Source organism: Gudongella ferriphila (assembly GCF_046224405.1).
In the GTDB taxonomy this organism is placed as follows: Bacteria; Bacillota; Clostridia; order Tissierellales; family Tissierellaceae; genus Gudongella.
On sequence record NZ_JBJXRK010000009.1, the window covers coordinates 49,153 to 75,271 of the forward strand.

The window sequence follows — 26,119 nt, forward strand, 5'->3', positions numbered from 1 at the left end:
CAACACCATCCTATTTTTTGTATTGTTCTTTTCCTATTTTATAAAGGTCGTTCCCTTGGCTGTCTATTATCACTGTCACGGGAAAATCCTCAACCCTTAGCTTGTATATTGCCTCTGCTCCAAGGTCTGGAAATGCTATTACCTCCGCCTCCTTTATGGCTTCTGCCAGAAGAGCTCCTGCACCACCGATGGCAGCAAAATATACCCCGGTATGCTTTATGATGGAATCAACTACCGCCTGGTTTCTTAGGCCTTTTCCGATCATTCCCCTTAATCCGTGGTCCATAAGCTTGGGAGTGTAGGCATCCATCCTACCGCTTGTTGTGGGGCCCGCCGATCCTATTGCCTGTCCTGGCTTTGCTGGACAGGGTCCTACGTAGTATATTGTCTGATCCCTTAAATCCATGGGGAGACCTTCGCCTTTGTCTATCATATCTGCCAATCTTTTGTGGGCGGCATCTCTTCCAGTGTAAATGATTCCATTGAGCAGAACTCTATCCCCAGCCTTTAGGTCCTTGACCGCTTCTTCAGTCAAAGGTGTATTTACTCTCTTAGACATATCAACTACCTCCAATTTAAATTGTTGCTTCCAGGTGTCTAGCTGCATGACATTGGATGTTAATGGCTACTGGCATACTTGCTATGTGGGCCGGAAAGGTCTCTATATGAACCGCCAACGCTGTAGTCCTTCCACCAAAGCCCTGTGGCCCAATTCCCAGGTTGTTCACCTGCTCCAGCAGGTCTTTCTCAAGCTCAGCGATCTTCGGATTTGGATTGTGTTCCCCAATATTCCTAAGGAGGGACTGCTTGGCTATTAGGGTTGTCTTTTCAATTGTTCCACCAATTCCCACCCCTATTATTATTGGAGGGCATGGGTTTGATCCTGCCTTTTCCACTGTATCCAGAACAAATTTCCTAATTCCCTCTACCCCATCCGATGGCTTTAGCATGGCAAGGGCACTCATGTTCTCACTTCCGCCACCTTTGGGTGCCAATATCATTTTCACCTTGTCTCCTGGTACAATCTTTGTATGAATTATTGCTGGGGTGTTGTCTCCTAGATTCTTTCTCTCCATGAAGGGATCATCCACTGTGGATTTTCTTAAGTATCCTTTCTCATAGCCTCTTCTTACGCCTTCATTTATCGCATCGTTCAGTTCCCCTCCAATAAGCCTTACCTCCTGACCTAATTCAAGGAATAGAACTGCCAATCCAGTATCCTGGCAAATGGGTACGTTTTTCGTTCTGGCAATTTCCTGGTTTTTCAGGATGTCCTGTAGTATTTCCTTTCCCAATGGTGATTCTTCACCTTCCAACGCATCTTCAAGAGCCTTTTTTACATCCTCTGGAAGATAATAGTTGGAGTCTATACAAAGTTTCTCTACCACATCTGTTATTTCAGATACATTGACCTCTCTCATATAACTCTTCCTTTCGTAATAGAACTATCTCTCCTGTAAGACTTCAGTCAAACAGGAGAGACAATTGTTTTTCTATGCTGTTAATCGGCTATCTGTGGTTCAGCCTCTCCAGCTTTCAGTTGTATGGCTTCGGGATAGTATCTCTTGACCATTTCCAGGACTATGGATGCTTGTCTAGCCATATCTATTCCGTTTGAAGCTGTAGTCAACTGTCCATGACCGGATACGCATGAGTTTCCTGTCTTAAGATATACTGGCGCACAGCATCTTACCATTTCAGGAGCTTCGTAGACTCTTATGAATCCCCCTGATCCCGGTGGATTATCTGTATGTAGGTCAAGTGGTACATCTACCGTTTGTCTTAAAGCTGCCAGCATTGGTATCGAAAGGTCTCTTACAGGGTTTATTGAATCAGCACCCAAATCCTGGAGTAATTTAAAGCTTGCTGGATTTCCCTGCCCATTGTGTGCAGAGTTCTTGAATTTCATATCTGCTGGTAGTTCACCCATTTTCCTTGCTTCATCGAGTACCCAAAGCATTCCTTCGTCGTACACTATAAGTCCTCTTATGCCTGCTTCAGCAATCCTTTTTGCATCTTCAAGAGCTCTTGCAACCTGCTCCTGACCCCTAAGCCTGTATGCTATTACTCTTCCCTGCTCGCTAAGTCTGGTGGCACTTGTATCATAAGCTGCTCTGGGTCCGATTGACATATTAAGACCTGATCCATGTGCCTTGCATATGGCAGCATATTCCTTTAGCTCGGAAAATGTATGTCTGAAAGCTCCGTAGGTCTCATCAACTCTGTTGATCTGAACCCCTAGTTTTTCCGCTTCCTCTATCAGCGCTTTACAGGCCACTGCTGTATTGATTGTTGGAACCTCAATACCGAAATGCGCTCCTCCTGGGAACCTTTTCTCAGAAGTCGGACAGTCAAATGCATCACCATCTGGCAAGCCAATCTTAACCAAAAACTCTCTAGTTTTCTCCATCATTTCAAATTACCTCCAGTAAATTTTTAGTAACTAATTTCAACACTTTCAAATTTAAACTAAGACTTCTCCATTTCCGGAAATGGTACGCCTTTATAACGTTGCCATTAATATAAGCAATTTATGTGCCAAAATCTTTATTGACGTCCTTGATTAAAATTATTTTTTATATCCTTCTTTGAGATTACTGAATTTTCAGGCTTTAACGCTCTCAGATATTTATGGAAATTAAATATATCTTCCTCTGATAAGATTTATCAAAAAGTAAAAAAAGCAGAACCTTTTCACATTGAAATGCTGAATTGAAGTTCCGCTTTGTTTTTTGAAAATTAAATCTAGCCTCTTGGTACAAAGCCTATCTTTTTGTATACTTTCCTTAAGGTTTTTCTCGCTTTTGATTCAGCCTTGTTGGCACCTTCAGAATATACTTTTTCGAGAAAGTCCTTGTTGTCTAGATATTGTTGGTATCTTGTCTGAATTGGGTCAAGAGCATCTATTACAACCTCTGCAAGCTCTGATTTGAATACTCCATATCCTTTTCCACTGTACAACTTAATTATTTCATCAACACTCATGCCAGATAGAACTGAATGTATATTTATTAAATTCTTTATTCCAGGTTGTTCATCCGTGTAATTGACACTACCAATACAGTCGGTCACTGCACGTTTAATTTTCCTCGCAATCTGGTCCTTGCTGTCCTGCAATAGTATATATGCGTTGGTATCGCTGTCCGACTTGCTCATCTTTGCCACCGGATCCTGTAGGCTCATAATTCTTGCTCCAAATTCCTTTATCAGTGGTTCGGGTACTGTAAACGTATCACTATATCTACTGTTAAATCTTTCGGCCAGGTCTCTTGAAAGCTCAAGATGTTGCTTCTGGTCTTCCCCCACAGGGACAAAATCAGCCTGATACAATAGTATATCTGCTGCCATTAGCACCGGATAGGTGAACAGCCCTGCATTAAGGTTTTCATCTGATTTTTTTGACTTCTCTTTGAATTGAGTCATCCTGTTTAACTGGCCCATATAGGTTATGGTATTTAGTACCCATGACAGCTCAGCATGTGCTGGAACATGTGATTGAATAAACAATGTTGACTTATCTGGATCAATTCCACTTGCCATATACATGGCTAAAACATCTAATGTGTTTTTCCTAAGGTTTTTCGGGACCTGAGGGATTGTGATAGCATGCATATCAACCACACAGTAGTTACAGTCATATTCATCCTGCAGCTCAGTAAAATTTCTCAAGGCACCAATATAGTTGCCTATAGTCAGTGCTCCAGATGGCTGTACCCCACTGAATACAATTTTCTTTTCCATAAATAATCATCCTCCCTGAAATATAAAAACCCTTCATCTCATTGATAAAGAGACGAAGGGTTTTCCGCGTTGCCACTCTTCTTGCATTTCTGCCAGCTTGGTTCCCTGTAAGGGTGGATACCCTTGCCCTACTTTTTCAGGCAATGCTCAGGAGCCCATTCACTGCTTATCCCCGTCGAATTTGCACCACCATCGACTCTCTGTAGGGTATTACACAGATACTATTCTCCTTCAGCTTCTATATCTCATATTATACTACAATAATTGGGTTTGTAAACATCAATCCCACTCAACCAGTCATATTCCAAACCTAAACCTCATTTTCTATTATCACACAGGGATTATCTCCTGTCCTCATAAGCTTTTCTAAACAGTTGAATATATGTTTCTTTATCCACTTTTCTTGGATTGCTTGCATTTGAACCGTTTTCAACTGACATCTCAGCAAGCCTTTCAAAATCATCCGGGTCAATATCAAGAGAGCTCAGTCCTGGAAGGCCAATTTCTTCTGATAGCTCCTTTATATATTCTATCCCCTTCTCTGCAGCACTTCTGTCGTTGCTGTCATCTATTCCCATTGCTCTGGCAATTCTAGCATATTTGTACTCGCACTCCGGAAGATTATATTCCATTACGTATGGCAGCAATATTGAGTTACACAGTCCGTGTGGAGCGTCATAAAGGCTGCCAAGGGCTTCTGCCATACAATGTACAGATGCAACATCTGAATGGCTGAAGGATAGTCCTCCCATTAAACTACCCATCATCATATTATCTCTGGCCTCCAGATCATCACCCTTACTGACCGCTCTAGATAGGCTTGAAACTATATACTCAACTGCATATAGCCCAATTGCTTCAGCTATTGGTTCAGTGCAATTGGCTGTGTAACCCTCAATAGCATGTGTCAAGGCATCCATACCTGTTGATGCAGTAATCAAAGATGGGACACTAATGGTAAGCTCCGGATCCAGAATTGCTGTTTTCGCTGCTATGTATGGGCTTTTCACTGTGAATTTGAAGTTCCTGTCTGTATCCGTAATCACTGATGAGAATGTTACTTCACTACCTGTTCCAGCTGTTGTCGGTATTGTAATCAAGGGCATGCAGTCTTCCCCTATCTTGTTTTTACCTTGATAATCACGAATTCTTCCACCCTGTCTGGAAATCACAGCAGCACCTTTTGCCGCATCCATGGGACTTCCTCCCCCAAAGGCAACGAAGGTATCAATATCATTTTCCCCAGCAGTTTTTGCACATTCCTCAACAATGTAATCCTTTGGATTAGCTTCAATATCATCAAAAACCATATAGTCATACCCTCCATGATTCATAATGTCTTCAAGCTTGCTTAGCAATCCGGATTTTGCTATACCTTTGTCAGTAATTATCATAATTTTCTTTGCTTTAATGTTCCTCAACTCTTCCTCTAGTAAATTAATGGATCCCGCTCCATATATTATTTTTGTCGGCAAAATAAAATCAAACATCTCAATCAAGTCAATCCCTCCAATTTATTTTTGAATTATTTACTCCAGCTAGAGCTGGAGCATTTTTCTTATATTCAATCACTCTAGATCTTCACCAACAATTGGACTAATAAGCTCTATCGACCTTTCAAGGTCTCTACTGTCTATCAATATATGAGTCAGAAAAGGTGAGCTTCCAGTCAGTATTCTCATGTAGCTTCCTGATCCCTTGTTTTTGACGATAAATGGAATTTTGTTATCTTCCAGAATCGCAGTAATCATGTTCATTTCAAACTCGTTCTCAACTGTCCTCAGTACCACTAGATCAACATTGTCTGTCATCAGTTTACCTCCCTACCCTATAATGGGTTATTCTAATTCTTTGATTTATGGATATACATCCTCTCATCAGATTTTTCAATGCTACTATTCAATTCACTTAAATTGTTGAAATATTCCATACCGAAGTCAAAGTCAATATTATACTTGAATTGAGGCAACAGACGAAAGCTATCCCTTATTCTTTCAATTATAACACGGGCCTCATCAAGATCACACTCTCTAAGGAGAACTAAAAATTCATCTCCACCATACCTTATTACAAAATCTTCCTCTCTCAATGCATCCTTCATTGTTTCCACAAGTTTTACAAGTACTCTGTCACCTTCCCTATGCCCATGATTATCATTAATTGACTTGAAATCGGTCAAATCCATCATAACTGCAACGCCGCTTATATCATTCGTTAAAAGCTTCTCATCTTTCCCATCTAGGAGTACTCTTCTTGTATAAGCTCCAGTAAGAGGGTCTATTAGATACTTTGACCTGTACATTTCCCTTCCGGATTCCAGGGCTACAATCCTCTCTTTCGCCAATTTTGTTGTAATCAAATTAGAGGCAACTATAAAAATTATTCCTATCGCAAAGAAACTCAATAAGTTGGTTGTAGTCATCCTATTTACAGAGTTAAAAAGTACTTTCTTTTCTGCCGGAATGAAGAGATACTCATGAGTGCCTGGAATACTTTCAATATGATAAATGGTACTGTTATCCTCAATTATCACATGGGTATCCCCTATATCAACATAACTTGATGATGATAAGATACTAGTCATTTCTTCATCTGTAACAACGGTACCCTTTAGTCCTTCCATATCCAGTTTAGATATGGTTGGACCTAGATCATAATAAAAAATATCATGACCAACAATCTGACCATTGCTAAGAATTGGTGAAATAACTCTCAGTTCATCCTTTTGCAAGTCTATGCTGTAGATTATTTCATTCCCGGATGGAATTTCTTCATCATAGGGTTTTGGATTGTTATAAGTAGCAATTATCTTACCATTTGAAACTCGAAAAGCGCTTTTAAGGTTTTCGAGAGTATCAATACCGTCAGTGAATCTGCTCTGGGAAATTGTCCTCAGCTCATCCAGACTAAGTTCACCGTTTCTGTATCTGTATAGGCTTTCCTTCAGCAGACTCCTGGTGCTAATGCCTTTTGAGCCTACCACGCTTTGATTGATTTCCCTTTGCAATATAGTCATTTTGTAATGAGCAGCCATGTGCATATTTTCTACTGTAAGAGACCTTAAGTTGTTTACCATTGGCAAGTAGACAACTAAATACACTACCAATAGCATGCCCACAATCAACAAAACCAACCAAATCTTGGCATTGTTTAAGAATTCCCTCATTTGTACCAATCCCCTATATCAAAGTTTTTTTAACACTTCCTCAACATTCTCGACACTTAAAGGCTTATTAAACAGATATCCCTGCGCATAATCACATCCAGAATCTTTTAGAAAGCTTAACTGCCCATCAGTTTCAACACCCTCAGCCACAACACTCATTCCCAGATTATGAGCGAGATCTATAACTGATTTAATGATGAACTCCTTGCCTTGATCACTACCTATTTCCCAAATAAAATCCTTGTCAAGTTTAATAATGTCAATGGGCAGTTTCTGTAGATACGTCAGTGAAGAAAACCCTGTTCCGAAATCATCCAATGCCAGTTTTATCCCTAAATCATGAATCTGTCTCAAAGACCTTAGACTGACTTCCATATCGGATATTATTGCGGTTTCTGTGATTTCAAAGATTATCCTCCCATAACTCTGACAGTCAGTTATATATTTGTGTATTCTATCTATCCATTCACTTCTTCCAAGCATTTTCCCTGAAATATTAATTGAGATGGTTACATTCTCATAGCCCTTCCGATCCCATTCCTTCCCTTGTCTACATGCAGTATCAATGACCCATTCCTCTATTTTGTCAATTTGTCCTGTCTCCTCAGAAAATGGTATGAAGTCAATGGGAGGAACATTACCCCTGACAGGATGATTCCACCTTATCAAGGCTTCCACTCCAACAAAGTTTCCAGTTGAGAGACTAAACTGTGGTTGATAATACAACTCAAACTCATTTCTTTCCAAAGCAAATCTTAAATCATTGGTCAATTGAATATGATTCCAGGCCCTTTCTCTCATCTCCCTGTCATATACAATAAAAATGTTCTTACCTTCCTCCTTCGCGTATGATAGCGCTGTATCAGCATTTTGCATCAGCTGTTCATAGCTTCGTCCATGTATGGGATAAACTGCAATTCCTGCACTTGCAGATATATGAAAGGGTTGCTCCTTATAGTACCAGGGAATCCGTACCTTTTCCATTAGAGCATTGACTTTTGAATTCAAGCTGTCATCAGATATGTTTTCAACCAGCATTACAAACTCATCTCCACCGAATCTGTATACCCTATCTTCTGATCCCACTATCTCAACCATTGAATATCCAACATGCCTAAGCAGTTCATCACCGGCAGCATGTCCCATTGTGTCATTGACCAGTTTAAAATTATCAATGTCCACATAAACCAAAGCGAAAGTTTCGCTACTATCTTGGTTATTCAAGATCATGTTCACAGTATCTTCTTTGAATTTCTCTCTGTTGGACATTTCGGTAAGAGGATCAAAATATGCAAGTCTTTCAAGCTTCTCCTCCATTTCCTTTCTATCGCTGATATCCACTCCCACGAAAACTAAACCATCAATCTCACCATTCATGTCATTAAGAAAGCTATTACTCCACAAAATAGTCTTGATTTCACCTGTCTTGGTTGCCATCTTAGTTTCAATATTTCTCATAGCCTTACCTTGGAATACTTTCTCGAGATGTATGTCCAACTCACTTTTTTCCTGCTCATCAATAAAAATTTGATATGCATCCTTGCCTACTATTTCATCTTCTTTGTATCCAAGCAAAATTTCACCAAAACTGTTTATCTTTGTAACGATTCCCATCCTGTTGCATACAAGTATCCCTATTGGGGCTTCCTTTGATATGCTTTCTATAAGCTCTTTTTCCTGGTGTAGGTTTTCCTTCAATAGCATCTGTTCTGTTAAATCTGTATGGGAACCAGCCAATCTTAAAGGTTCTCCATTTTCTCCTCTGATTATCTTTCCTCTGCTTAAAATCCACCTGTAGTCTCCTGAGGAAGTTCTAATCCTGAATATATTTTCATATATGTTTTTCCCTTGACTGATATATTCCTCAAGCCTGTGTTTTCCTTCCGGAAGGTCCTCTGGATGAACATAGCTTTGCCATTTCTCCATGGTATCGACTAAGTTCTGCTCCTCTACAGTGTATCCAAAATTCTTTTTAGTCATTATTGATGTATTGTAATGATCATTTCTGATGTCCCAACTCCAAACTCCATCATTGGCTCCTTGAATCGACAGGTCATACTTAAGCTGGCTCTCCTCAAGTGCGTTCTTGTAATACTCCAGCTGATCAAACCTCTTCTGTAGTTGTTCCTTTGCTTCATGAAGTTCCTTGTGTGAAACATCCAGTTTTGTATATCCTTTATACAGTTCGTCAGTTGAATTCTTGAACAGCTCCATTCTATTCTTCACTATAAAGTAGAATATCAGGCCTGAAAAAAAGACATAAAACCATCCCTTGTATGTTTGCATCTTGCCATACAGGTCTATGTCACCGGTAATAAACATCAAAACCCTATCGGAAAACAGTATCCACAACGATCCTACTAAAACATAGATAATGATAAGTCTAAGGCTCTCATATGTGGGCTTTATACTTGTCTTGAGAGTATAATAGTACTCAAGTCTCTCTTTTAGGTTTTTTGATGATTCATCTTTTGAAGCATTGTTTCTAGAATCCATGGGTGCCTCCATAAAATATCTTTCGCTACTTATACCCACATCATACTATCAATCACATTTATTGGCTGTTCATTGAATTATTTATTTCAATCTAGTAATATCTCCACAAATTTCTCTGCTGCAGGTGACATGCTTACATCCTTGAGATGGCATATGCCTATACTTCTTCCAGGAATTTCAATGTTGGTTCTAATTTCAAACACATCTTCATTTTCTATGTAGATACCTGAGTATTCCTTTACCACAAAGGCTATTCCCAGCCCGATTCTTGCCAATTCCAGCAATAAATCATGTGATCCCAGCTCAATTTCAGGTGAGATGCTGATACCTTGTGAATTAAGGTATCCCTCAACATATTCTCTTGATTTTGACCTGTTATCCAACATAATAAAAGGTACATTCTGCAAATCCTCAAAATCTAAAGTTTTATCCTTGAGGAAAGAAAATTCCTTGCCTGCAACTAGTATATCCTGAATTTGGGAGGTAGGTACAATCTCAATGCTGTTGTCTCCTATGGGCAGGTTAAGTACAGCAATATCTATCTCTCCTGATTTCAGGAGGGCAGTAAGCTCCATTGTAGTTCTGTTAATTATCCTAATTTTTAACTGAGGATAGATCTTGATAAATTTTTCAAGATAATCAATCAGGTAATACCTTGCTATGGTATCTCCAACTCCTATTCTCAGCTCTCCTTCATATAGATTCTTGCTGTCGTTAAGTCGTTTTTCACCTTTTTCAATCAGATTAATCCCAGCATTTACATACTCAAATAGCAATTCTCCCTCCTTGGTTAACACTACACCTTTTGGTGTCCTTGTAAAGAGCCTGACCTTCAAATCATTCTCAAGTTGGGTGATTATCTGGCTTACTGCCGGTTGACTTATGAAAAGCTTTCCTGCAGCCTTTGATAGGCTCTTCTCCAATGCAACCTGATTGAATATTCGATAGGGATCCAGCTTGGTCTTCATATAACTCCTCCTTATAACCCATATATTTATTATTTATTTTACTTATATCATAAAATAAAATATACTTTTAGTAAAGTGACAAATAACCTATGAACTAAAGGAGAGATGCTTTGTGGAAAGAATGGTAGGTACTGTAGTCAGAGGACTGAGAGCACCCATTATAAAGGAAGGCGACGACATAGCAAAGATTGTAGTTGATACAGTGACAAATGCCGCATCAACTGAAGGCTATGAAATACAGGATAAAGACATTGTAACTATAACTGAATCCATAGTTGCAAGAGCACAGGGAAACTACGCTTCAATAGATTCAATCGCAGAGGATGTTGTCAATAAATTTGGAAATAGTGAATTTGGTGTGATATTCCCTATCCTCAGTCGAAACAGATTTGCAGTTATTCTTAGGGGATTGGCAAAGAGGGCAAAAAAAATATTTCTTATGCTTAGCTACCCATCAGATGAAGTAGGCAACCATCTTGTGGATATGGACCTTGTGGATGTGAAGGGTGTCAACCCTTGGACGGATGTATTGACTGAAAAACAATTCAGGGATTACTTTGGTTATATCAATCACCCATTTACAGGGGTTGATTATATAGAGTATTATAAATCCATCATGGATGAGTATGAAATCGATTATGAAATAATCTTCTCCAACAATCCCCTGACTATTCTGGATTATACTAAGAATGTCATAGCATGTGACATTCACACAAGGTTCAGAACCAAGGGTCTTCTGAAGAAATACGGTGGACAAAAAATCTATGGACTTGACGATATTCTAAATGTTCCACTTGATGGAAATGGTTATAATCAGGAATATGGATTGTTGGGATCCAACAAATCCTCAGAGGATAGAATCAAGCTTTTCCCGAGGGATGGACAGCCAATTGTTGAAAGAATTCAAAGGGAAATCAAAGAAATGACCGGCAAAACCATAGAGGTCATGATTTATGGTGACGGTGCTTTCAAGGATCCTGTGGGGAAGATATGGGAACTTGCTGATCCTGTGGTATCTCCAGCATACACTAAAGGTCTTGAGGGTACACCTTCAGAGGTTAAGCTTAAGTATCTTGCTGACAATGATTTTGGCCATCTTGAAGGAGATCCACTTAAAAGGGCAATCTCGGAATATATCAGAAACAAGGACGAATCCCTTGTTGGGGAAATGGTTTCCCAAGGTACTACACCAAGAAGGCTTACAGACCTTATCGGATCCCTTTCTGACCTAACATCAGGAAGTGGTGACAAGGGTACCCCAATAATTTATATTCAAGGGTATTTTGATAGCTACATTAAATAAGGACATGATGAAGGCAGCCCGTCGGGCTGCCTATTTTACTACCAATACTGATTTGTTGGCATAATTGAGGACTTTGTTGGACACACTTCCAAGCAATGACCTGGCCTGAATGTTTGTACCTCTTCTTCCCATTACAATCAGGTCATAGTTTTCATCCTCGGCAATATCAATTATTGTTTCAGCAACTTCTCCATTTCTAAGAAGTGTGTTGATTTTCCCTGGATAATCCTCCAACAGCTTCTTGGATTCCTCCAATATCTTCTTTCCTTTTTCTATGTTTTTCTTGCTCAGTTCAGAAGTATAATCCTGTTCTATTATATAAGGATTGTCCCTTTGGCTATTTACTACAGTTAAGATAAGTATTTCACTGTCGTTCAGCATCCCGATCTCTTTGGCTTTATTCAGGGCCTTCACTGAATCTTCCGATCCATCGACAGGTACCAATATTCTTTTCATCATAAGCTCCCCCTGTTTATTTTATTTTGTTCCCTTATCATATACCCCCATAATCCTATTAATATAACATTTAACTGATTAATTTACATTAATGACCCAGTGTATTAAATACACTGGGTCTCTTGATTACTTTACCAGATTCTTTTCAAGGAATCTGTATATGACTTCTGCAGTCTGGACCACACTGCTTAGATTGACATATTCATCGGCAGTGTGATAATTTTCTCCACTGGGTCCAAACACGAATGTAGGTATACCAGCTCTTGTACCAAGGTAATTGAAGTCTCCAATGCTTGAAAAATACTCAATTTCTCCTGGCGAGCCGGTCACTTCTTCTATGCTCTCCCTCAGTATAACTGTATATGGATTGTCCTCCTCAACTATATAAGGGTCAAATCCACCATTCAGTGAATGAGGTGAATCCCGAAACTTGACATTAATTTCAGCCTGGATTCCTGCTCTCTTGGCAGCGTCCATAACCTCTTGCACCAGATATTCCCTGGATTCTCCCCTAACAACGTGTCTGAAGACCGTAAAAACAGCTTTTTCCGCTACACTGCATGCAGCACCACCGCCATTGATTCCTATGATGCATATGTCTCCATGTCCAAGCTTGTCATCCTTTAGAGTATCTGTTTGCTTCAGCTCCATAATCAGTCTTGAAGCCTCCACAATGGCACTTAAGCCTTTTTCTGGATTAGCGGCATGAGCTGCCTTCCCTTTAAGGAGAACTGAGTAATTCCAGCCTCCTCTTGCTCCTAGACACACTACTGGAAATGGCTTCCCCACAAAACCACTGCTGGGTTCGGGGACAATTGCCGCATCCACATTGTCAGTTATACCATCAAGAATCAATGCATCTGTACCCAATCCATAAGGACCTTCCTCATCTGATACTATTGTGTAGACTATCTCTCCAGCAAAGCTGCTGTGATTCTTTTTGAAAGCATCAACAGCCATCATTATGGCTGCAACGCCTGACTTCATGTCCAGTGCCCCAAGTCCGTAGAGCTTGTCTCCATCCCTTATGGGCTCAGTCGGGTCTGTTGCCCAATCCTGGGTCTTTTCAACAGTATCCACATGACCATTCAACAGAATCCTTGGACCATCCCGGTCACCTATTAGTCTACCTACCACATTGATTCCATTGTACTTCAAAATCCTATCCTCGGAGTAACGATGATACTGGGCAGGGATATCCCTGTCATTAAACCATTTCAAAACGTACTCCATGGCTTTGTCTTCCTTTAAATACGGACTATATATGGAGATGAGCTCAGATAAAAGCTTCTCGAGTTTTTCCTTATCAATGGCACTCTGCATCATACTCCATTCTCCTTCCTGATTTAAGCTTTACCTATATCCTTAAGATAGTACTCCTTGGAAGTAAAGAATTCCTTTGTAAGGTCCTTGACCTCTCCATGTAGCATAAATAGTGCGAACATATTTGGGAATATAATCAATGCAAGCATAATGTCCAGGAATATCCACAATGTCTGAGCTCCACCAGCTGCTCCAACTACTATGGAAGCAAGGTAAACATATCTCATGACTCTTGAGAATTTTAGACCAAACAGGAACTCAGCCTGCTTCTCACCATAGAATATAACAACTATAAGTGTTGATACAACGAACAGTAGCAAGGATACAGTTACCAGCAATCCTCCGGCTGCACCGTAGAATTCGGTGAAGGCTGCTGCTGGTAATCCTGATGGATTGTCCATTGCTCCAGGTCTTGTCCAGATATCAGTTGAAAGTACGACAAATGCGGTGGTAGTACAAATTACAAGTGTATCTACTATGATTTCAAATAATCCCCAGAATCCCTGTCTTACAGCATGGTCATTGGTCGCTGCCGAGTGGGCCATTGGTGCTGTACCCATACCAGCCTCGTTTGAGTAAACTCCTCTTGCAACTCCCCATCTTATTGATGCTGCAACTACGGAACCTGCAAATCCACCCACTGCTGACATTGGTGTGAAGGCATTTCCAATGATTAGAGCAAATACTCTTGGAACTTCAGCTATGTTTACTATAACTATTATCATAGCAGCCAAGAAGTAAGCACCTGCCATAAATGGAACAAGTTTTTCGGTTGTGCTTGCAATTCTTGTGATTCCTCCAATAACTACCAAACCAACAAGTATAAGAGTTACAACTCCTGTGATGATTGGTGCCAATCCAAATGCTTCCTGAGCAGAAGCTGCTACAGAGTTTGCCTGAACCATAACACTTGGTACAAGCTCAAGCATTAGCATCAATGCGAAGAATGAGCCAAGCCATGGCATCTTAAGGCCTTTCTTCATATAGTACATCGGTCCACCAACATACTCGCCTTCCTCATTCTTTTCCCTGTACTTGAATCCAAGTACGATTTCTACGAATTTTGAACCCATTCCCATAAGGGCCATAACCCACATCCAGAAAATGGCTCCAGGTCCACCAAACATAATTGCTGCAGGTACACCAATTATGTTCGATGCTCCTACGGTTGACGCAAGTGCTGCTGTTGCTGCCTGGAACGGTGATACTTCACCCTTCTCAGCCTTGCTAAACATTTTCCCGAACGTCTGCTTGATTATGTACGGGAAGTAGCGAATCTGAAAGAATCCAAGTCTTGCAGACAATACAAATCCTCCCAGACCAAGTGTGATAAGCATGGGCCATCCCCATACAATACCGGTGATCCAGTTTACAAAATTAATAATTGCTTCCATACAATACCTCCTTTGAAGTTTTATATTCTAAATGCCCTATGCATTTAAAATCATGATGATAAAAGATAATCAATTGCAAACTTTGTTAACTTAGGTGTATTCTCAACCAAGTCATCCCTTAATACCCTTTCTGTGAACTTATGGTAGTCCTTGCCCCAAGGTCCGATGTTTACTATTGGAACTGATATGGCCTCCAGGTCCTTAAACGGAATGGAGTAGGTCCTGTTCCAATGAGGCATGTTCTTTTCTATATATGGTACCACTGATTCGCTGTCATTAAGTGCTACGTAGCTCAAGTCAGATATTCCCATGAAATAATGCTTCCTGGCATAGCATTGTCCCAGTTCTTCCTTGGCATACTGTATCAAGTGAAGACCTAGGTGCTTCGCCTTATTGGGAAGTTCCTTGAAATCAAGATTTGCAATATGGGGATAATATGGTGGTGAAAATGCTATAACCACCTTTGGATTCTTATCCACCATAAAGTCTATGGTCAGGCTAATCAAATCCAGTGTACTGTCTGGTATATTCGTCTTCCCTTCTGCTATGTCACTCTTGATTCTTTCTACTTTTTCATCATAGGCCCTTAGGAACTCATCTCCTGAATCCTCCAAAGCCTGCTGATAAGCCTCTGAAAAATACATTACATTTGTACTCCAGGGGAGATTTTCGATTGGCTGATGTCCCATAATCCTGAACCTGCTGTAATGCTCGTTTATTCTCTTAATTACATTGTCAAAGGCAATAGAGGATAATCTCCTTGTATTCTCAAGAATATCCTTGGGAGTCTGAGTTAGTGTCAAAACTGAAAAATATCCCCCTGCTGATTCTGGTATTGAAGCATCATACTGTTCCTTTGTATCCCTCATAAAACTCCAGGATGGTGGTGGTGATACCTCACCCTCCACAACGTCTGAAAACAGAGGATTCATATCCGTCAGTGATACAATTTCGGATAGAACATGTGACGGATTCAATCCCTGGAAGATATGACCCAGATGGGTTTTTCTTCCTCTTACATACACTACCACCATGGTCTTCCCAACTGAACCTTCATAGAATACTGCCCTGCCTTTTTCGTCTCTTTCATGGGGTTCTCCGTCAATACACATTAAATACTCAAGTCCATGATCGTCCTTTAGGTTGTTTAGAAGGCTTGCACCTTCTCTTGCACCCTGGGAAAGCGATTCTTCATCCGGTACAGACAGGAATAAAAGATTCCCTTTAAAATCTTCAAGCTCTGTGTAATCCTTCAATAGCAGCATATGGATTGCTCCAGCGGCTTTCATGTCCGCTGTACCTCTTCCAAATATCCACTTTCCTGACTCCAGGTCTTCCCTTGCTTCCTGATTTAAATCTGCTTCAGATATTTTTTCTGCAAGCTTTTCAGGAGCGTATGCAAATTCTTTTATTCTTCCATAGTCATAAGAGTCAACAACATCATGATGATGGAGCAATATAACTGTTTCAGATCCCTGGCCTTTTCTGAGTCCCCAAACAACAGCCCTTTCAAGGGGGTCGTCACTTAATTGATATTTGCCAAACAATTCCTTGTTCTCTTTAAAATAGTCCAAATTTCTTAACCAATCGTATATAAATTCTTCAACATCCTTCTCCAGCTTCGTACCTGTATCGCTTTGAATCTCTACTAAATCATAAAATAATTTTTCCAGTTCATTCCTGTTCATCAGATCACTCCCAGATTGGAATTCATTTGAATTATTAAAATATTAACACTTATTTTTTATTATACATAACTTTACTGCATCGGTCAAATAAAGAACTCTCGATATATAATTATCGAGAGCCTTTGTTTGCAACATTTATTCTTCATCTATAAATACCTTTACAGCTTCAAAAACCTCCTCCTCGCCTATAATCAGGAGGATATCACCCTTCTCTATTACTGCGTAAGGACCAGGTGACAGAATTGTATGATCTCCTCGCCTTATGCCAACGATTGTTGCGCCTGTATTTTGCCAGAAATTTATCTCCCCGATAGACTTACCTGTCATTCTGCATCTATTAGTAATTTCCAGCTCGAAGGGAGTAAGAGCTGTTGTATGACTTAAAATACTGCTTCTTTCTATGATCTTGTCAATTATTTCAAGAATCTGATTCTCAATTTCATTCTTCTTTTCAGCAAGCTCCATTATCTTCATTTTGTAGGAGGTTACACTTTCAATATTCTTGAAACGGTTAATGTACTTGTAGGCCTTGTCCTTGGAAAGAATAGTGATTCCGCTTCCCTTGGATGACTCTACCACCCCTACATCCTCAAGAATTTTTATCGCCCTTCTTATTGTTTCTGGGGAAACGTTATAGGTTCCAGCCAGGGTTGATCTTCCGTAGAGCTTTTCTCCCTCTTCATACTGCCCTTTATAGATTGCATTTGCTATATCAAGTGCTATTTTTTCGTATCTGGGGCTAGAATGATTGTCATCCATTTTCAACACCTCTTTTTATATTCTTGAAAACTATTTTACCATGTTTTATCTGGTGTAACAATCAACCCTCAAGAATTGTATTGAGATTGCTGATGATCTCATCCCCGTTAATCGCCCTTCCATCGTACTTGAGAATCCTATCGAATATTTCCAGCCTGGTTTTTTCAAGAATCAGACTTTCCAGCTGGCCTGTCATATTCTGCTCCACAGTAATAATTTTTTTTGCATTCTTTCCAAGCTTATTTATTAATTTAGTTGGGAATGGCCATATGTCTCCATATACAAGCGCTCCCACTGACATGCCATCATTGTTCAGCCTTGCCACTGCATCCAATAGAGCCCCATGTGTTGCACCAAATCCAACAAGGAGTATATCAGGATTTTCATCGCCAAGCTGATCTGGTTCCTTCAACTCATCCTTAAGGCCTTCCAATTTTTTCATTCTTTTCTTCATCATATTGATTCTAGTTTCTATTGATTCATCAATGTTTCCATATTCGTTATGTTCGTGGCTATCCACCAGAATTTCTACGCCCTGAATTTTCCCAGGGATCAGTCTAGGTGATACTCCATCTTCTGTATATTTGTATCTCTTGTATCTTTCATTTTTACCTTCCGGCTTATCCGCAATACTCCTCTCGATTGTGATCTTCCCAAAATCCAATGGGTCAATTGTCATCATGTAGTCAGTCATATATTCCTCCGTCATAAGTATGACCGGAATCTGATACTTCTCAGCAATATTGAAGGCTCTTGCAGTTTGGTAGAATGCATCCTGAGGATTTCTCAAAGCGATAACCATCTTTGGAAACTCACCGTGTCCAGCATGAATTACAAATCTCAAATCTGCCTGTTCTGTCCTTGTTGACAGGCCTGTTGCAGGTCCTGGTCTCTGTGCATTTACAACAACCACAGGTTGCTCCAAAATTCCAGAAAGACTCAAAGCCTCCACCATCAGGGCAAATCCACCACCTGATGATCCCGTCATTGCCCTTGTGCCTGCATAGCTTGCTCCCAGAGCCATGTTAAGAGCACCTACCTCATCTTCTATCTGATCCACAACTATTCCCATTTCCTTTGACTTGGCGGATATATAGCTCATTACACTGGTTGAAGGTGTCATGGGATAACCACAATAATATTTTACACCTGCTGCTATTGCTCCCAAGGCAAGAGCCTGATTCCCATTTATGATGATTCTATCGTCCTTTTTCTTTTCCAGACTAAATTGGGTTTGGACTAATTCATATCCTCTATTGAGTGCCTCAATATTTAAATCAAGTACTTTACCCTTAAAGGTCTCCCCAAGAGCCTTTATGGCAATTTCAAGGTCCAGGTCAAAGTATTTTGCAATGGCACCAAAGCCTACTGTTGGTACCACCTTCTGATTTCCTATTTCCTTTGCAATACTCTGAAGAGTCAAGTGAACATAATCCTGCCCCCTATGATGCTCCTCATCAAGGATCACCAGTCCGTCTTCTTTAAGGTTGCCGATGTGAAAATCCACTGTCTCCTCTGTCATTGCAAATATCATGTCAACTTTTGTTGAATAGGTGGTAATGGGCTTATCAGAAAACCTGACCTGCATGAAATTGTGACCACCTCTTACCATGGACATGTAGTTCTTGTATGTGAAAACATGATACCCGCTTCTCTTTATAGTCTTTTCAAGGAGAAGAACTACAGTTTCAATTCCCTGTCCTGCAGCTCCCCCAATCAATATAGTATAGTCCATTTTTTCCCCACCTTTAATAGAAGTCTTTCAGAAGTTTTTCAGCATCCATAGGATTTAATTCAGCATCCACCAAAGGTGGCCCATCCTTTATGAATTGGAATCTGTCTTCATAGGTTTCCTTCTCCACCTTGTACAGTATCCCTGTTGGTATTTTGTCTCCAAATTCCAAAGACTTTTCATATGCAGCGTTGAAATCAGTATAGTCATAGTCCTCAGGCAGTTTATATACCCTATCCTTGTACCATTGGAATGTATTCACCTTATTCCAGACAACGCATGGTTGGAATATGTCCAGGTGAGCGTAGCCTTTGTATTGTATGGCCTCTTTCATCAGCTCCACAAGCTGTGGTACGTCTCCGGAAAAACCTCTGGCAACAAATCCTGCCCCCATTGTGAGTGATAGGGCCAATGGCTTTACAGGCTCAATCTTGACTCCATCAAACTGTAGGGTGGTAACCTGTCCCATTGCCGTTGTAGGTGAACCCTGTCCTTTGGTTAGTCCATATATCTGATTGTCATGCACAAAATGTGCAATATTTACATTTCTCCTGATCGTGTGTATAAAATGGTTTCCTCCCTCTCCGTAGGTATCTCCATCTCCTGATTCAGCAATTACCGTCAGTTCCTTGTTTGAAAGCTTAATTCCTATAGCCGGCGGTAACGCTCTTCCATGAAGACCATTGAAGCCATTGGTTCCGATGTAGTGGGGCATCTTAGCTGCCTGCCCTATACCCGTAACCACCACAGCCATATGAGGTGGGATTTCAAGCTCCTCCAGTGCCTGCTTCAAAGCCTTTCTAATCATGAAGTTTCCACAACCTGGACACCATGATGGGTCATAAAGATTATATTCACATGTCATTATTCAACAACCTCCTTAAGTCTATTGTAGAGTTCATCAACTCCAAAAGCTCTACCATCGTATTTAAGTATTTTTTCATCACTCTTTATCAGAGCAAACTCTCTCATCAATCCATCAAGCTGTGCCATAGAGTTGTTCTCAATATCAATGATTTTTTTTGCGGATGAAGCCCCTTTCTTTAATAGCTTGGTTGGAAATGGATAAATATCACCATATGCCAAAGCCCCAACAGAAAATCCTTCTTCCTGCAACAGTTGTACCGCTTCTTTAACCGGTCCAAACAAAGACCCCCAACAAACAAGGAGATTATCTGGCTGTTCCTCTCCAATGATCCACGGCTCCTGGATTTCACCTTCAAGAAGCTCTCCCTTTTTGCTTCTTTTATCAACCATGGATTTTCTGACAGAAGCACTTTCTGTTATATTTCCATATTCATCGTGTTCATCACTATCCAATAGTATTACCTTTCCTTCTATCTTCCCCGGAATTATTCTTGGTGATATACCGGTATCAGTCAGCAAGTACCTCTTATATCTTCCTTCAGGCAATTCTCCTTCATGTAGATTTCGTTCTATATCAATGCTGCTGAAATCAAATGGTTCAACTGTTATTTCTCCATCGGCCAGATACTGATCACTTAAAAGTATCACTGGTATCTGGTATTTCTCAGTCAGATTAAAAGCCCTTGCCGTCTGATAGAATGCATCCTCTGCACTTCTTAGGCTAATGACCATCCTTGGAAACTCACCATGACCTGAATGTATTGCAAATCTTAAATCTGCCTGTTCTGTTCTTGTGGGAAGTCCTGTTGCAGGTCCCGGTCTTTGGACATTTATGATTACAATAGGTGTCTCTATTATACCTGCTAGACTCAGTGCTTCTGACATCAATGCTATTCCACCACCTGAAGAACCAGTCATCGCTCTTACACCTGCATAGCTGGCACCTAATGCCATATTAAGTGCGGCTATTTCATCCTCCACCTGCTCCGTAAAAATCCCCAGTTCCTGACTCCATTTTTCCATGTTGCTCAGAACAGTGGTTGAAGGGGTCATTGGATAACCACAGTAATATCTGCAGCCTGCGGCTGCAGCCCCTAAGGCGACAGCTGTATTACCGTCTATGAGTATTCTTCCCTCCTCCAATTGTTCCACCTTAAATCTGGGTTCAACCATTTCATATCCCTTGCTAAATGCTTCCTTGTTCACTTCAACTATGCTATCCTTCAATGTCGTCTCTATTACTTTAAGAGCCTCCTCAGGTTTTAGTCCCAGGAGTCTGATAATTGCACCCATTCCCACACTGGTCATGGCTCTTGAATTCCCAGCCTCTTTTGCTGTCTCCTCCAGCTCAAGAAGAAGCAACCCTTCATCATCGCTCAAGGCCCTGTCTGCTAAAACAATACCATCTTTCTTCAATCTACCAAGGTGCAATTCTATTGTTTCCTGATTCAAGGCATATATAATATCAACCTTTTCTTCATATGTATATACCTGCCTATCAGAAAATCTGATCTGAATAAAGTTATGGCCTCCTCTTACCCTGGACATGTAATCACTGTGCTTGAAAACAAAATATCCATACCTTTTTAGTGATTTGGTAAGCAGTTGTGCTAAAGTGTCCATACCCTGGCCAGCTGCTCCACCAATTAAAATAGAATAATTCATCTTGCATCTCCCCCCTTTTGCCTATATCATATGATTAGTATATACCCTCATTATAGGGAAATATCCAGATGATTAAGCTGAAAAAGGAGCTGATTCTATGAATGATAAAAACATCCATGAACTCTTAAGAAAGGGACCTAAAAATACAATTACTGATGTCCCTGGAGTCCGCATTGGCCATAGTACTATAAAGGAAGGAAATATTAGAACTGGAGCTACAGCAATTATCCCAGCGGAAGGCAATGTTTTCAAAAATAAACTTGTCGCTTCTGCTCATATCATAAATGGCTTTGGCAAGTCTGCAGGACTAATGCAGATTCAAGAGCTTGGTGCGATAGAAACCCCAATTCTATTGACAAATACCCTTTCCGTTGGAACGGGTCTAACTGCCCTAACTAAATACATGCTTGACAGCAATGAAGATATTGGCGTATCCACTGGAACAGTAAACTCTGTAGTATGTGAATGCAACGATGGCAAAATCAACCAAATAAGATCATTGGCTGTCAAGGAGGAGCATTTCATTCATGCACTCCAAAATGCTTCAGACAGTTTCCAACAGGGTGATGTTGGAGCGGGTACCGGAATGGTCTGCTACGGGCTTAAGGGTGGAATAGGTTCATCCTCGAGAAGAATCGTTGTTGATGATCAAACCTACACCTTGGGAGTACTTGTACTATCAAATTTTGGTTCCATTGATGATTTTGTATATTACGGGAAACCCGTTGGAAAAATCATAGGTGAGAGATTTGAAAATATGAATTCACCTGATAACGGTTCGATTATTGTCGTCCTGGCTACAGATACTCCCATGGACTCAAGACAGCTTAGCCGTGTCCTTAAAAGGACTCAATCAGGAATAGCCAGAACAGGCGGCTATACTGGTAATGGCAGTGGTGAGATTGCGGTTGGTTTCACAACTGCCAACAGGATTAGTCATTATCCTGAAAAATCTGTAATGAATAGAAAAATTCTCCATGAGGATTACATGGATATTGTGTTCCTCGCTGCTGTTCAAGCCACAGAGGAAGCCATACTCAACTCTATGATGCACTCTAATCCTTCAATGGGTGTTGATGGAATAAAGATCCACAGCCTAAAGGATTTCAATGAACTTATAAGATAAAAAATCTCCATCCAGATTCAAATTCTTCTGGATGGAGATTTTCTATACTATCTTGATGTGATTCCTCTTCTTTTCAGGGATCAACCTCGCAGGTGCACCTACCGCAGTATAATGGTTTGGAACATCCTTCAATACAACTGAGTTTGCTCCTATCTTGACATTGCTTCCGATATTTATGGGACCGAGTATTTTCGCACCTGCACCGATTATTGTCCCTGACTTGACGGTTGGGTGCCTTTTCTCACCTTTTTCTCCGCCAATGCCACCTAGGGTGACTCCATGATAGATTGTAACGTCATCTTCAATCTCGGCTGTTTCACCAATTACAACTCCCATGCCATGGTCAATAAATAATCTATTTCCAATAGTTGCACCTGGATGGATCTCGATGCCTGTTATCCTTCTAGCTCTCTGTGAAATGAACCTGGCTAGAAATAACCTTCCTGCCTTATACTGCTTGTGAGCTATCCTGTGGTATGCGATGGCCTTCAACCCTGGTGAAAACAGTATGGCTTCAAGCAAGGACTTTGCTGCCGGGTCCTTATCCATTATGTTCTGGCCTTCTTCAATTATCCATCTGATCATTTAGTCCACCTTCTTGAAAATATCTGTTGATAGATACCTTTCTCCAGTATCCGGCAATACTGTAACGACCCTTTTGCCTGGTCCAAGCTTTTCTGCAACCTTCATTGCAGCTGCCAGATTTGAACCTGAGCTTATCCCTGCGAGAATCCCTGCACGACGTGCCAACAATAAGGTCTTTTCCTTGGCTTCCTCATCCGCTATGCTTATTACTCGATCAACAACTCCTGGATCATAAATTTCAGGAATAAAATTGGCTCCAATCCCCTGTATCCCATGACTGGATGGTTCTCCACCTGTAAGCACAGGAGATTTTTCAGGCTGGACCGCAACGATACTAATTTCTGGATTCAGTTCCTTTAAACGTCTGCCAGCTCCACTTATTGTTCCACCAGTTCCAACACCTGCGACAAAGGCATCCATCCTACCTTCCATATCATTCCATATTTCTTCTGCAGTCGTATCGTAATGTGCCTTTACATTGGCTTTGTTAATAAATTGCCCTGACATAAAGTATCCATTCTCTTTTGTCAAATCCCTTGCTTTTTCAACAGATCCGCTCATGCCAAGTTTTCCTGGTGTCAATATCAGCTCTGCTCCATAGGCTGTCATCAAACGCTGTCTTTCGACGCTCATGGTATCTGGCATCACAATAAGGACCCTGTATCCCTTGATAGCCCCTATCATGGCAAGTGCCACTCCAGTGTTCCCACTCGTAGCCTCTATTATGGTGTCCCCTTCTTTTAAGAGGCCTTTTTTTTCAGCATCCTCAATCATGAAAAGTGCTGCCCTATCTTTGATGCTTCCTCCTGGATTGAACCTTTCAACCTTCAAGTAAATATCAGCCATACCTTCCTTGATTCCATTGAACTTAACAACCGGTGTTTTTCCAATCAACTCCAATGTGCTGTTGTATATCATATTCTCCCTCCTTAATTTTAATAAAAAAAGCGTCTTCGACGCGTTAAAGAATCGTCGATGATCTAACTTTTTCTTAAATTTTATACTTTCCTTGTTGTCTTGCCGGTCATATCTGGTTATATATTAACTGGTGATATCATGTCCGGTAAGACGATCAAATTCAAACTCATCTTTTCTGATCACTGGGAGCATTTTCTCTCCCTAGGTTATCCCATCCGCCCTGCCGTTATCAGTAATGTCAACAAGATCCTAATGTGTGGCGAGCCATCCATGGGTCATGCCATCTACTTTTGCGAGCATTGCGGTAAGGTTAAGCATGTTTTCTTCACCTGCAAGAGCCGTTTCTGTACTTCCTGTGGTTCCAAGTATACTCAGGACCGTGCTGATTCAATTTCTTCCAAACTTATCAATTGCACACATAGACATATTGTATTCACTATTCCCCAGGAGCTACGAATCTTTTTCCTGAGGGCTAGAAAACTTCTTAATGTGCTTTTTAAGGCCAGTTCTGATACTATGCTCTCTTGGTTTTACAGCCTCAACAAGTCTGAAGACTTTAAGCCAGGTTTAGTTTCTACCATGCACACCTTTGGTAGAGACCTGAAGTGGAATCCTCATATCCATATGCTTGTCACTGAAGGTGCCTCTGGCAACAGGACTGTATGGCGCAAGGTTTCACATATCCCTTTCAACATGCTTAGAAAAAGGTGGCAAGCTACTTTGCTTTATATGCTTCATCAACAACTTGGAAATGATTTCTACAAACTGAAAACTTTTCTTTTTAATACTTATCCTGATGGATTCTATGTCTATGCCAAGAGCAATATGAACTCCAAGTCTTCTGACTCCATACAATACATTATCCGTTATACTGGTAGACCTGCCATGGCTCAATCCCGCATTTTAGATTATGATGGAGAGTTTGTGACCTTCTTCTACGAAAGACATGAGGATGGCCAACGCGTCGTTGAAAAGATTACAGCTATTGAATTTATCAAAAGATTGATTATCCATATCCCTGATGAGCATTTTAAAATGATTCGCTACTATGGCCTTTATGCCAAGAAATATGTTCATTCCTCTAAGCTCTATCTTCTACAAAGTCATTCCAAAAGACTTTTCAGAAAGAGACATTCTCATTGGCGTGCTCGAATCCTTTTGGCCTTTGGTGTTGATCCTCTGGCATGTTCTTGCGGACATACAATGAAACTGCTTGAAATATTCAACCCTTCAAAGAACCCTTATGTTGATAATCTAGGACCCCACTTGTATAATAGTTCATAGCAGTTACTATGAAATTATTGGAGGTTGACTATGAACATTCTTGATGGCTTTACTAAAAATGATGACTTGATTGAGTTTATTTGCACCAAGTGTGGTTATTCCTTATGGGTTCCAAGATTCATTGTTGTTCAACTTGAAGAGGATAATATCTTTGATGGACTTAAACCATCGGTACCTCCTCAGCCTTTTTGTCAGGTTTGTGATGGTACTATGACACCTAGATCATATACTGGTATTCGCGGTGTTCATTACGAATACAAAAAATAGTCTAATCCTGTATTGGACTTTTTGGCATGCCTTTTAAATTAGGCATGTCATTTTTTGTTTTTTTCTGAAAGTAGCAATTTCCTTACTAAAAACAAAAAACCTCTGCCTCAGTATAAAATCAATTATACAGAGGCAAAGGTTATAACTTCGCGGTTCCACTCTGTTTGGGTTTTCCCCATCTCTTCAGGCACAATCATGCCATAGTTCTATAACGGGAACTCCCGTGTTGACCTACATTAGCTTCGGTCAAATGCTCCTTGGCGCACTTCCACATTGTTCGTATGACTATCTCCCACCAACAATAGTCTCTCTGAAATACAAAACAAAATGTACTTTACCAATTCCTAGCAAATCAGTTGTATTTATATTTACTATATAATT

23 protein-coding genes and 2 other annotated features are annotated in these 26,119 nt (G+C 40.5%); of the genes, 4 read left to right on the forward strand and 19 right to left on the reverse strand.

What is annotated here, in order from left to right; translation table 11 throughout:
* Positions 1 to 10 precede the first annotated feature (10 nt).
* From ACKVDP_RS07235 to ACKVDP_RS07275, 9 genes are all read right to left on the reverse strand, one after another.
* Positions 11 to 559 (reverse strand): Fe-S-containing hydro-lyase, encoded by a 549-nt coding sequence (locus tag ACKVDP_RS07235; RefSeq protein WP_409228142.1) that lies wholly within the window; start codon positions 557 to 559, stop codon positions 11 to 13.
* A gap of 16 nt (positions 560 to 575) precedes the next feature.
* Positions 576 to 1,421 carry a fumarate hydratase gene (locus ACKVDP_RS07240; RefSeq protein WP_409228143.1) on the reverse strand — a complete coding sequence of 282 codons (846 nt, stop codon included), beginning with the start codon at positions 1,419 to 1,421 and terminating at the stop codon, positions 576 to 578.
* Positions 1,422 to 1,501: 80 nt separating this feature from the next.
* Positions 1,502 to 2,413, reverse strand: coding sequence for a hypothetical protein (locus ACKVDP_RS07245; protein ID WP_409228144.1), 912 nt, complete (start codon positions 2,411 to 2,413; stop codon positions 1,502 to 1,504).
* A 332-nt stretch (positions 2,414 to 2,745) separates the two neighbouring features.
* Positions 2,746 to 3,741, reverse strand: a complete 996-nt coding sequence (trpS, locus tag ACKVDP_RS07250; RefSeq protein WP_409228145.1) for a tryptophan--tRNA ligase — start codon at positions 3,739 to 3,741, stop codon at positions 2,746 to 2,748.
* Positions 3,742 to 3,786: 45 nt separating this feature from the next.
* Positions 3,787 to 3,983 (reverse strand) — a binding site (T-box leader).
* Between the two features lie 99 nt (positions 3,984 to 4,082).
* Positions 4,083 to 5,231 (reverse strand): iron-containing alcohol dehydrogenase, encoded by a 1,149-nt coding sequence (locus tag ACKVDP_RS07255; protein ID WP_409228167.1) that lies wholly within the window; start codon positions 5,229 to 5,231, stop codon positions 4,083 to 4,085.
* 78 nt (positions 5,232 to 5,309) lie between these two features.
* Complete coding sequence (locus ACKVDP_RS07260) at positions 5,310 to 5,552, reverse strand: putative signal transducing protein (protein WP_409228146.1); 243 nt, start codon at positions 5,550 to 5,552, stop codon at positions 5,310 to 5,312.
* 32 nt (positions 5,553 to 5,584) lie between these two features.
* Positions 5,585 to 6,859 carry a GGDEF domain-containing protein gene (locus ACKVDP_RS07265; RefSeq protein WP_409228169.1) on the reverse strand — a complete coding sequence of 425 codons (1,275 nt, stop codon included), beginning with the start codon at positions 6,857 to 6,859 and terminating at the stop codon, positions 5,585 to 5,587.
* A gap of 66 nt (positions 6,860 to 6,925) precedes the next feature.
* A complete protein-coding gene (locus ACKVDP_RS07270) occupies positions 6,926 to 9,403 on the reverse strand; it encodes a bifunctional diguanylate cyclase/phosphodiesterase (protein ID WP_409228147.1) in 2,478 nt (825 codons plus the stop codon).
* A gap of 86 nt (positions 9,404 to 9,489) precedes the next feature.
* On the reverse strand, positions 9,490 to 10,371 hold the full coding sequence (locus ACKVDP_RS07275; RefSeq protein ID WP_409228148.1) for a LysR family transcriptional regulator: 882 nt from the start codon (positions 10,369 to 10,371) through the stop codon (positions 9,490 to 9,492).
* A gap of 112 nt (positions 10,372 to 10,483) precedes the next feature.
* Here ACKVDP_RS07275 and ACKVDP_RS07280 point away from each other — a divergent pair, with 112 nt between their 5' ends.
* A complete protein-coding gene (locus tag ACKVDP_RS07280) occupies positions 10,484 to 11,674 on the forward strand; it encodes a coenzyme F420-0:L-glutamate ligase (RefSeq protein ID WP_409228149.1) in 1,191 nt (396 codons plus the stop codon).
* Positions 11,675 to 11,704: 30 nt separating this feature from the next.
* Here the strand turns inward: ACKVDP_RS07280 and ACKVDP_RS07285 are convergent, their stop codons facing one another.
* From ACKVDP_RS07285 to ACKVDP_RS07320, 8 genes are all read right to left on the reverse strand, one after another.
* Positions 11,705 to 12,130 carry a universal stress protein gene (locus ACKVDP_RS07285; protein ID WP_409228150.1) on the reverse strand — a complete coding sequence of 142 codons (426 nt, stop codon included), beginning with the start codon at positions 12,128 to 12,130 and terminating at the stop codon, positions 11,705 to 11,707.
* 126 nt (positions 12,131 to 12,256) lie between these two features.
* A complete protein-coding gene (locus ACKVDP_RS07290; RefSeq protein WP_409228151.1) occupies positions 12,257 to 13,456 on the reverse strand; it encodes a M20 family metallopeptidase in 1,200 nt (399 codons plus the stop codon).
* A 20-nt stretch (positions 13,457 to 13,476) separates the two neighbouring features.
* Positions 13,477 to 14,847: an alanine/glycine:cation symporter family protein gene (locus tag ACKVDP_RS07295; protein WP_409228152.1), complete on the reverse strand. Its 1,371-nt coding sequence runs from the start codon at positions 14,845 to 14,847 to the stop codon at positions 13,477 to 13,479.
* 50 nt (positions 14,848 to 14,897) lie between these two features.
* On the reverse strand, positions 14,898 to 16,535 hold the full coding sequence (locus ACKVDP_RS07300; protein WP_409228153.1) for a M20/M25/M40 family metallo-hydrolase: 1,638 nt from the start codon (positions 16,533 to 16,535) through the stop codon (positions 14,898 to 14,900).
* Positions 16,536 to 16,670: 135 nt separating this feature from the next.
* Positions 16,671 to 17,294 (reverse strand): TrkA C-terminal domain-containing protein, encoded by a 624-nt coding sequence (locus ACKVDP_RS07305; RefSeq protein ID WP_409228154.1) that lies wholly within the window; start codon positions 17,292 to 17,294, stop codon positions 16,671 to 16,673.
* 61 nt (positions 17,295 to 17,355) lie between these two features.
* Positions 17,356 to 19,029 carry a 2-oxoacid:acceptor oxidoreductase subunit alpha gene (locus ACKVDP_RS07310; protein ID WP_409228155.1) on the reverse strand — a complete coding sequence of 558 codons (1,674 nt, stop codon included), beginning with the start codon at positions 19,027 to 19,029 and terminating at the stop codon, positions 17,356 to 17,358.
* A 13-nt stretch (positions 19,030 to 19,042) separates the two neighbouring features.
* Positions 19,043 to 19,891, reverse strand: coding sequence for a 2-oxoacid:ferredoxin oxidoreductase subunit beta (locus tag ACKVDP_RS07315; protein WP_409228156.1), 849 nt, complete (start codon positions 19,889 to 19,891; stop codon positions 19,043 to 19,045).
* Complete coding sequence (locus ACKVDP_RS07320; RefSeq protein WP_409228157.1) at positions 19,891 to 21,558, reverse strand: 2-oxoacid:acceptor oxidoreductase subunit alpha; 1,668 nt, start codon at positions 21,556 to 21,558, stop codon at positions 19,891 to 19,893. Before ACKVDP_RS07320 ends, ACKVDP_RS07315 begins: the two co-directional genes overlap by 1 nt.
* Positions 21,559 to 21,655: 97 nt before the next feature.
* On the opposite strand from ACKVDP_RS07320, the gene ACKVDP_RS07325 reads away from it, so the two are divergent.
* Positions 21,656 to 22,684 (forward strand): DmpA family aminopeptidase, encoded by a 1,029-nt coding sequence (locus tag ACKVDP_RS07325; protein ID WP_409228158.1) that lies wholly within the window; start codon positions 21,656 to 21,658, stop codon positions 22,682 to 22,684.
* A gap of 42 nt (positions 22,685 to 22,726) precedes the next feature.
* Here ACKVDP_RS07325 and epsC read toward each other — a convergent pair whose 3' ends face one another.
* Positions 22,727 to 23,269 (reverse strand): serine O-acetyltransferase EpsC, encoded by a 543-nt coding sequence (epsC, locus tag ACKVDP_RS07330; protein WP_409228159.1) that lies wholly within the window; start codon positions 23,267 to 23,269, stop codon positions 22,727 to 22,729.
* Complete coding sequence (gene cysK, locus ACKVDP_RS07335; RefSeq protein WP_409228160.1) at positions 23,270 to 24,187, reverse strand: cysteine synthase A; 918 nt, start codon at positions 24,185 to 24,187, stop codon at positions 23,270 to 23,272. It lies immediately after the preceding gene.
* A gap of 138 nt (positions 24,188 to 24,325) precedes the next feature.
* On the opposite strand from cysK, the gene ACKVDP_RS07340 reads away from it, so the two are divergent.
* Both ACKVDP_RS07340 and ACKVDP_RS07345 read left to right on the forward strand, forming a co-directional pair.
* On the forward strand, positions 24,326 to 25,471 hold the full coding sequence (locus ACKVDP_RS07340) for an IS91 family transposase (protein WP_409228161.1): 1,146 nt from the start codon (positions 24,326 to 24,328) through the stop codon (positions 25,469 to 25,471).
* 30 nt (positions 25,472 to 25,501) lie between these two features.
* Positions 25,502 to 25,738 carry a hypothetical protein gene (locus ACKVDP_RS07345; protein WP_409228162.1) on the forward strand — a complete coding sequence of 79 codons (237 nt, stop codon included), beginning with the start codon at positions 25,502 to 25,504 and terminating at the stop codon, positions 25,736 to 25,738.
* Between the two features lie 125 nt (positions 25,739 to 25,863).
* Positions 25,864 to 26,093: a binding site (T-box leader), on the reverse strand.
* Positions 26,094 to 26,119: the final 26 nt, after the last annotated feature.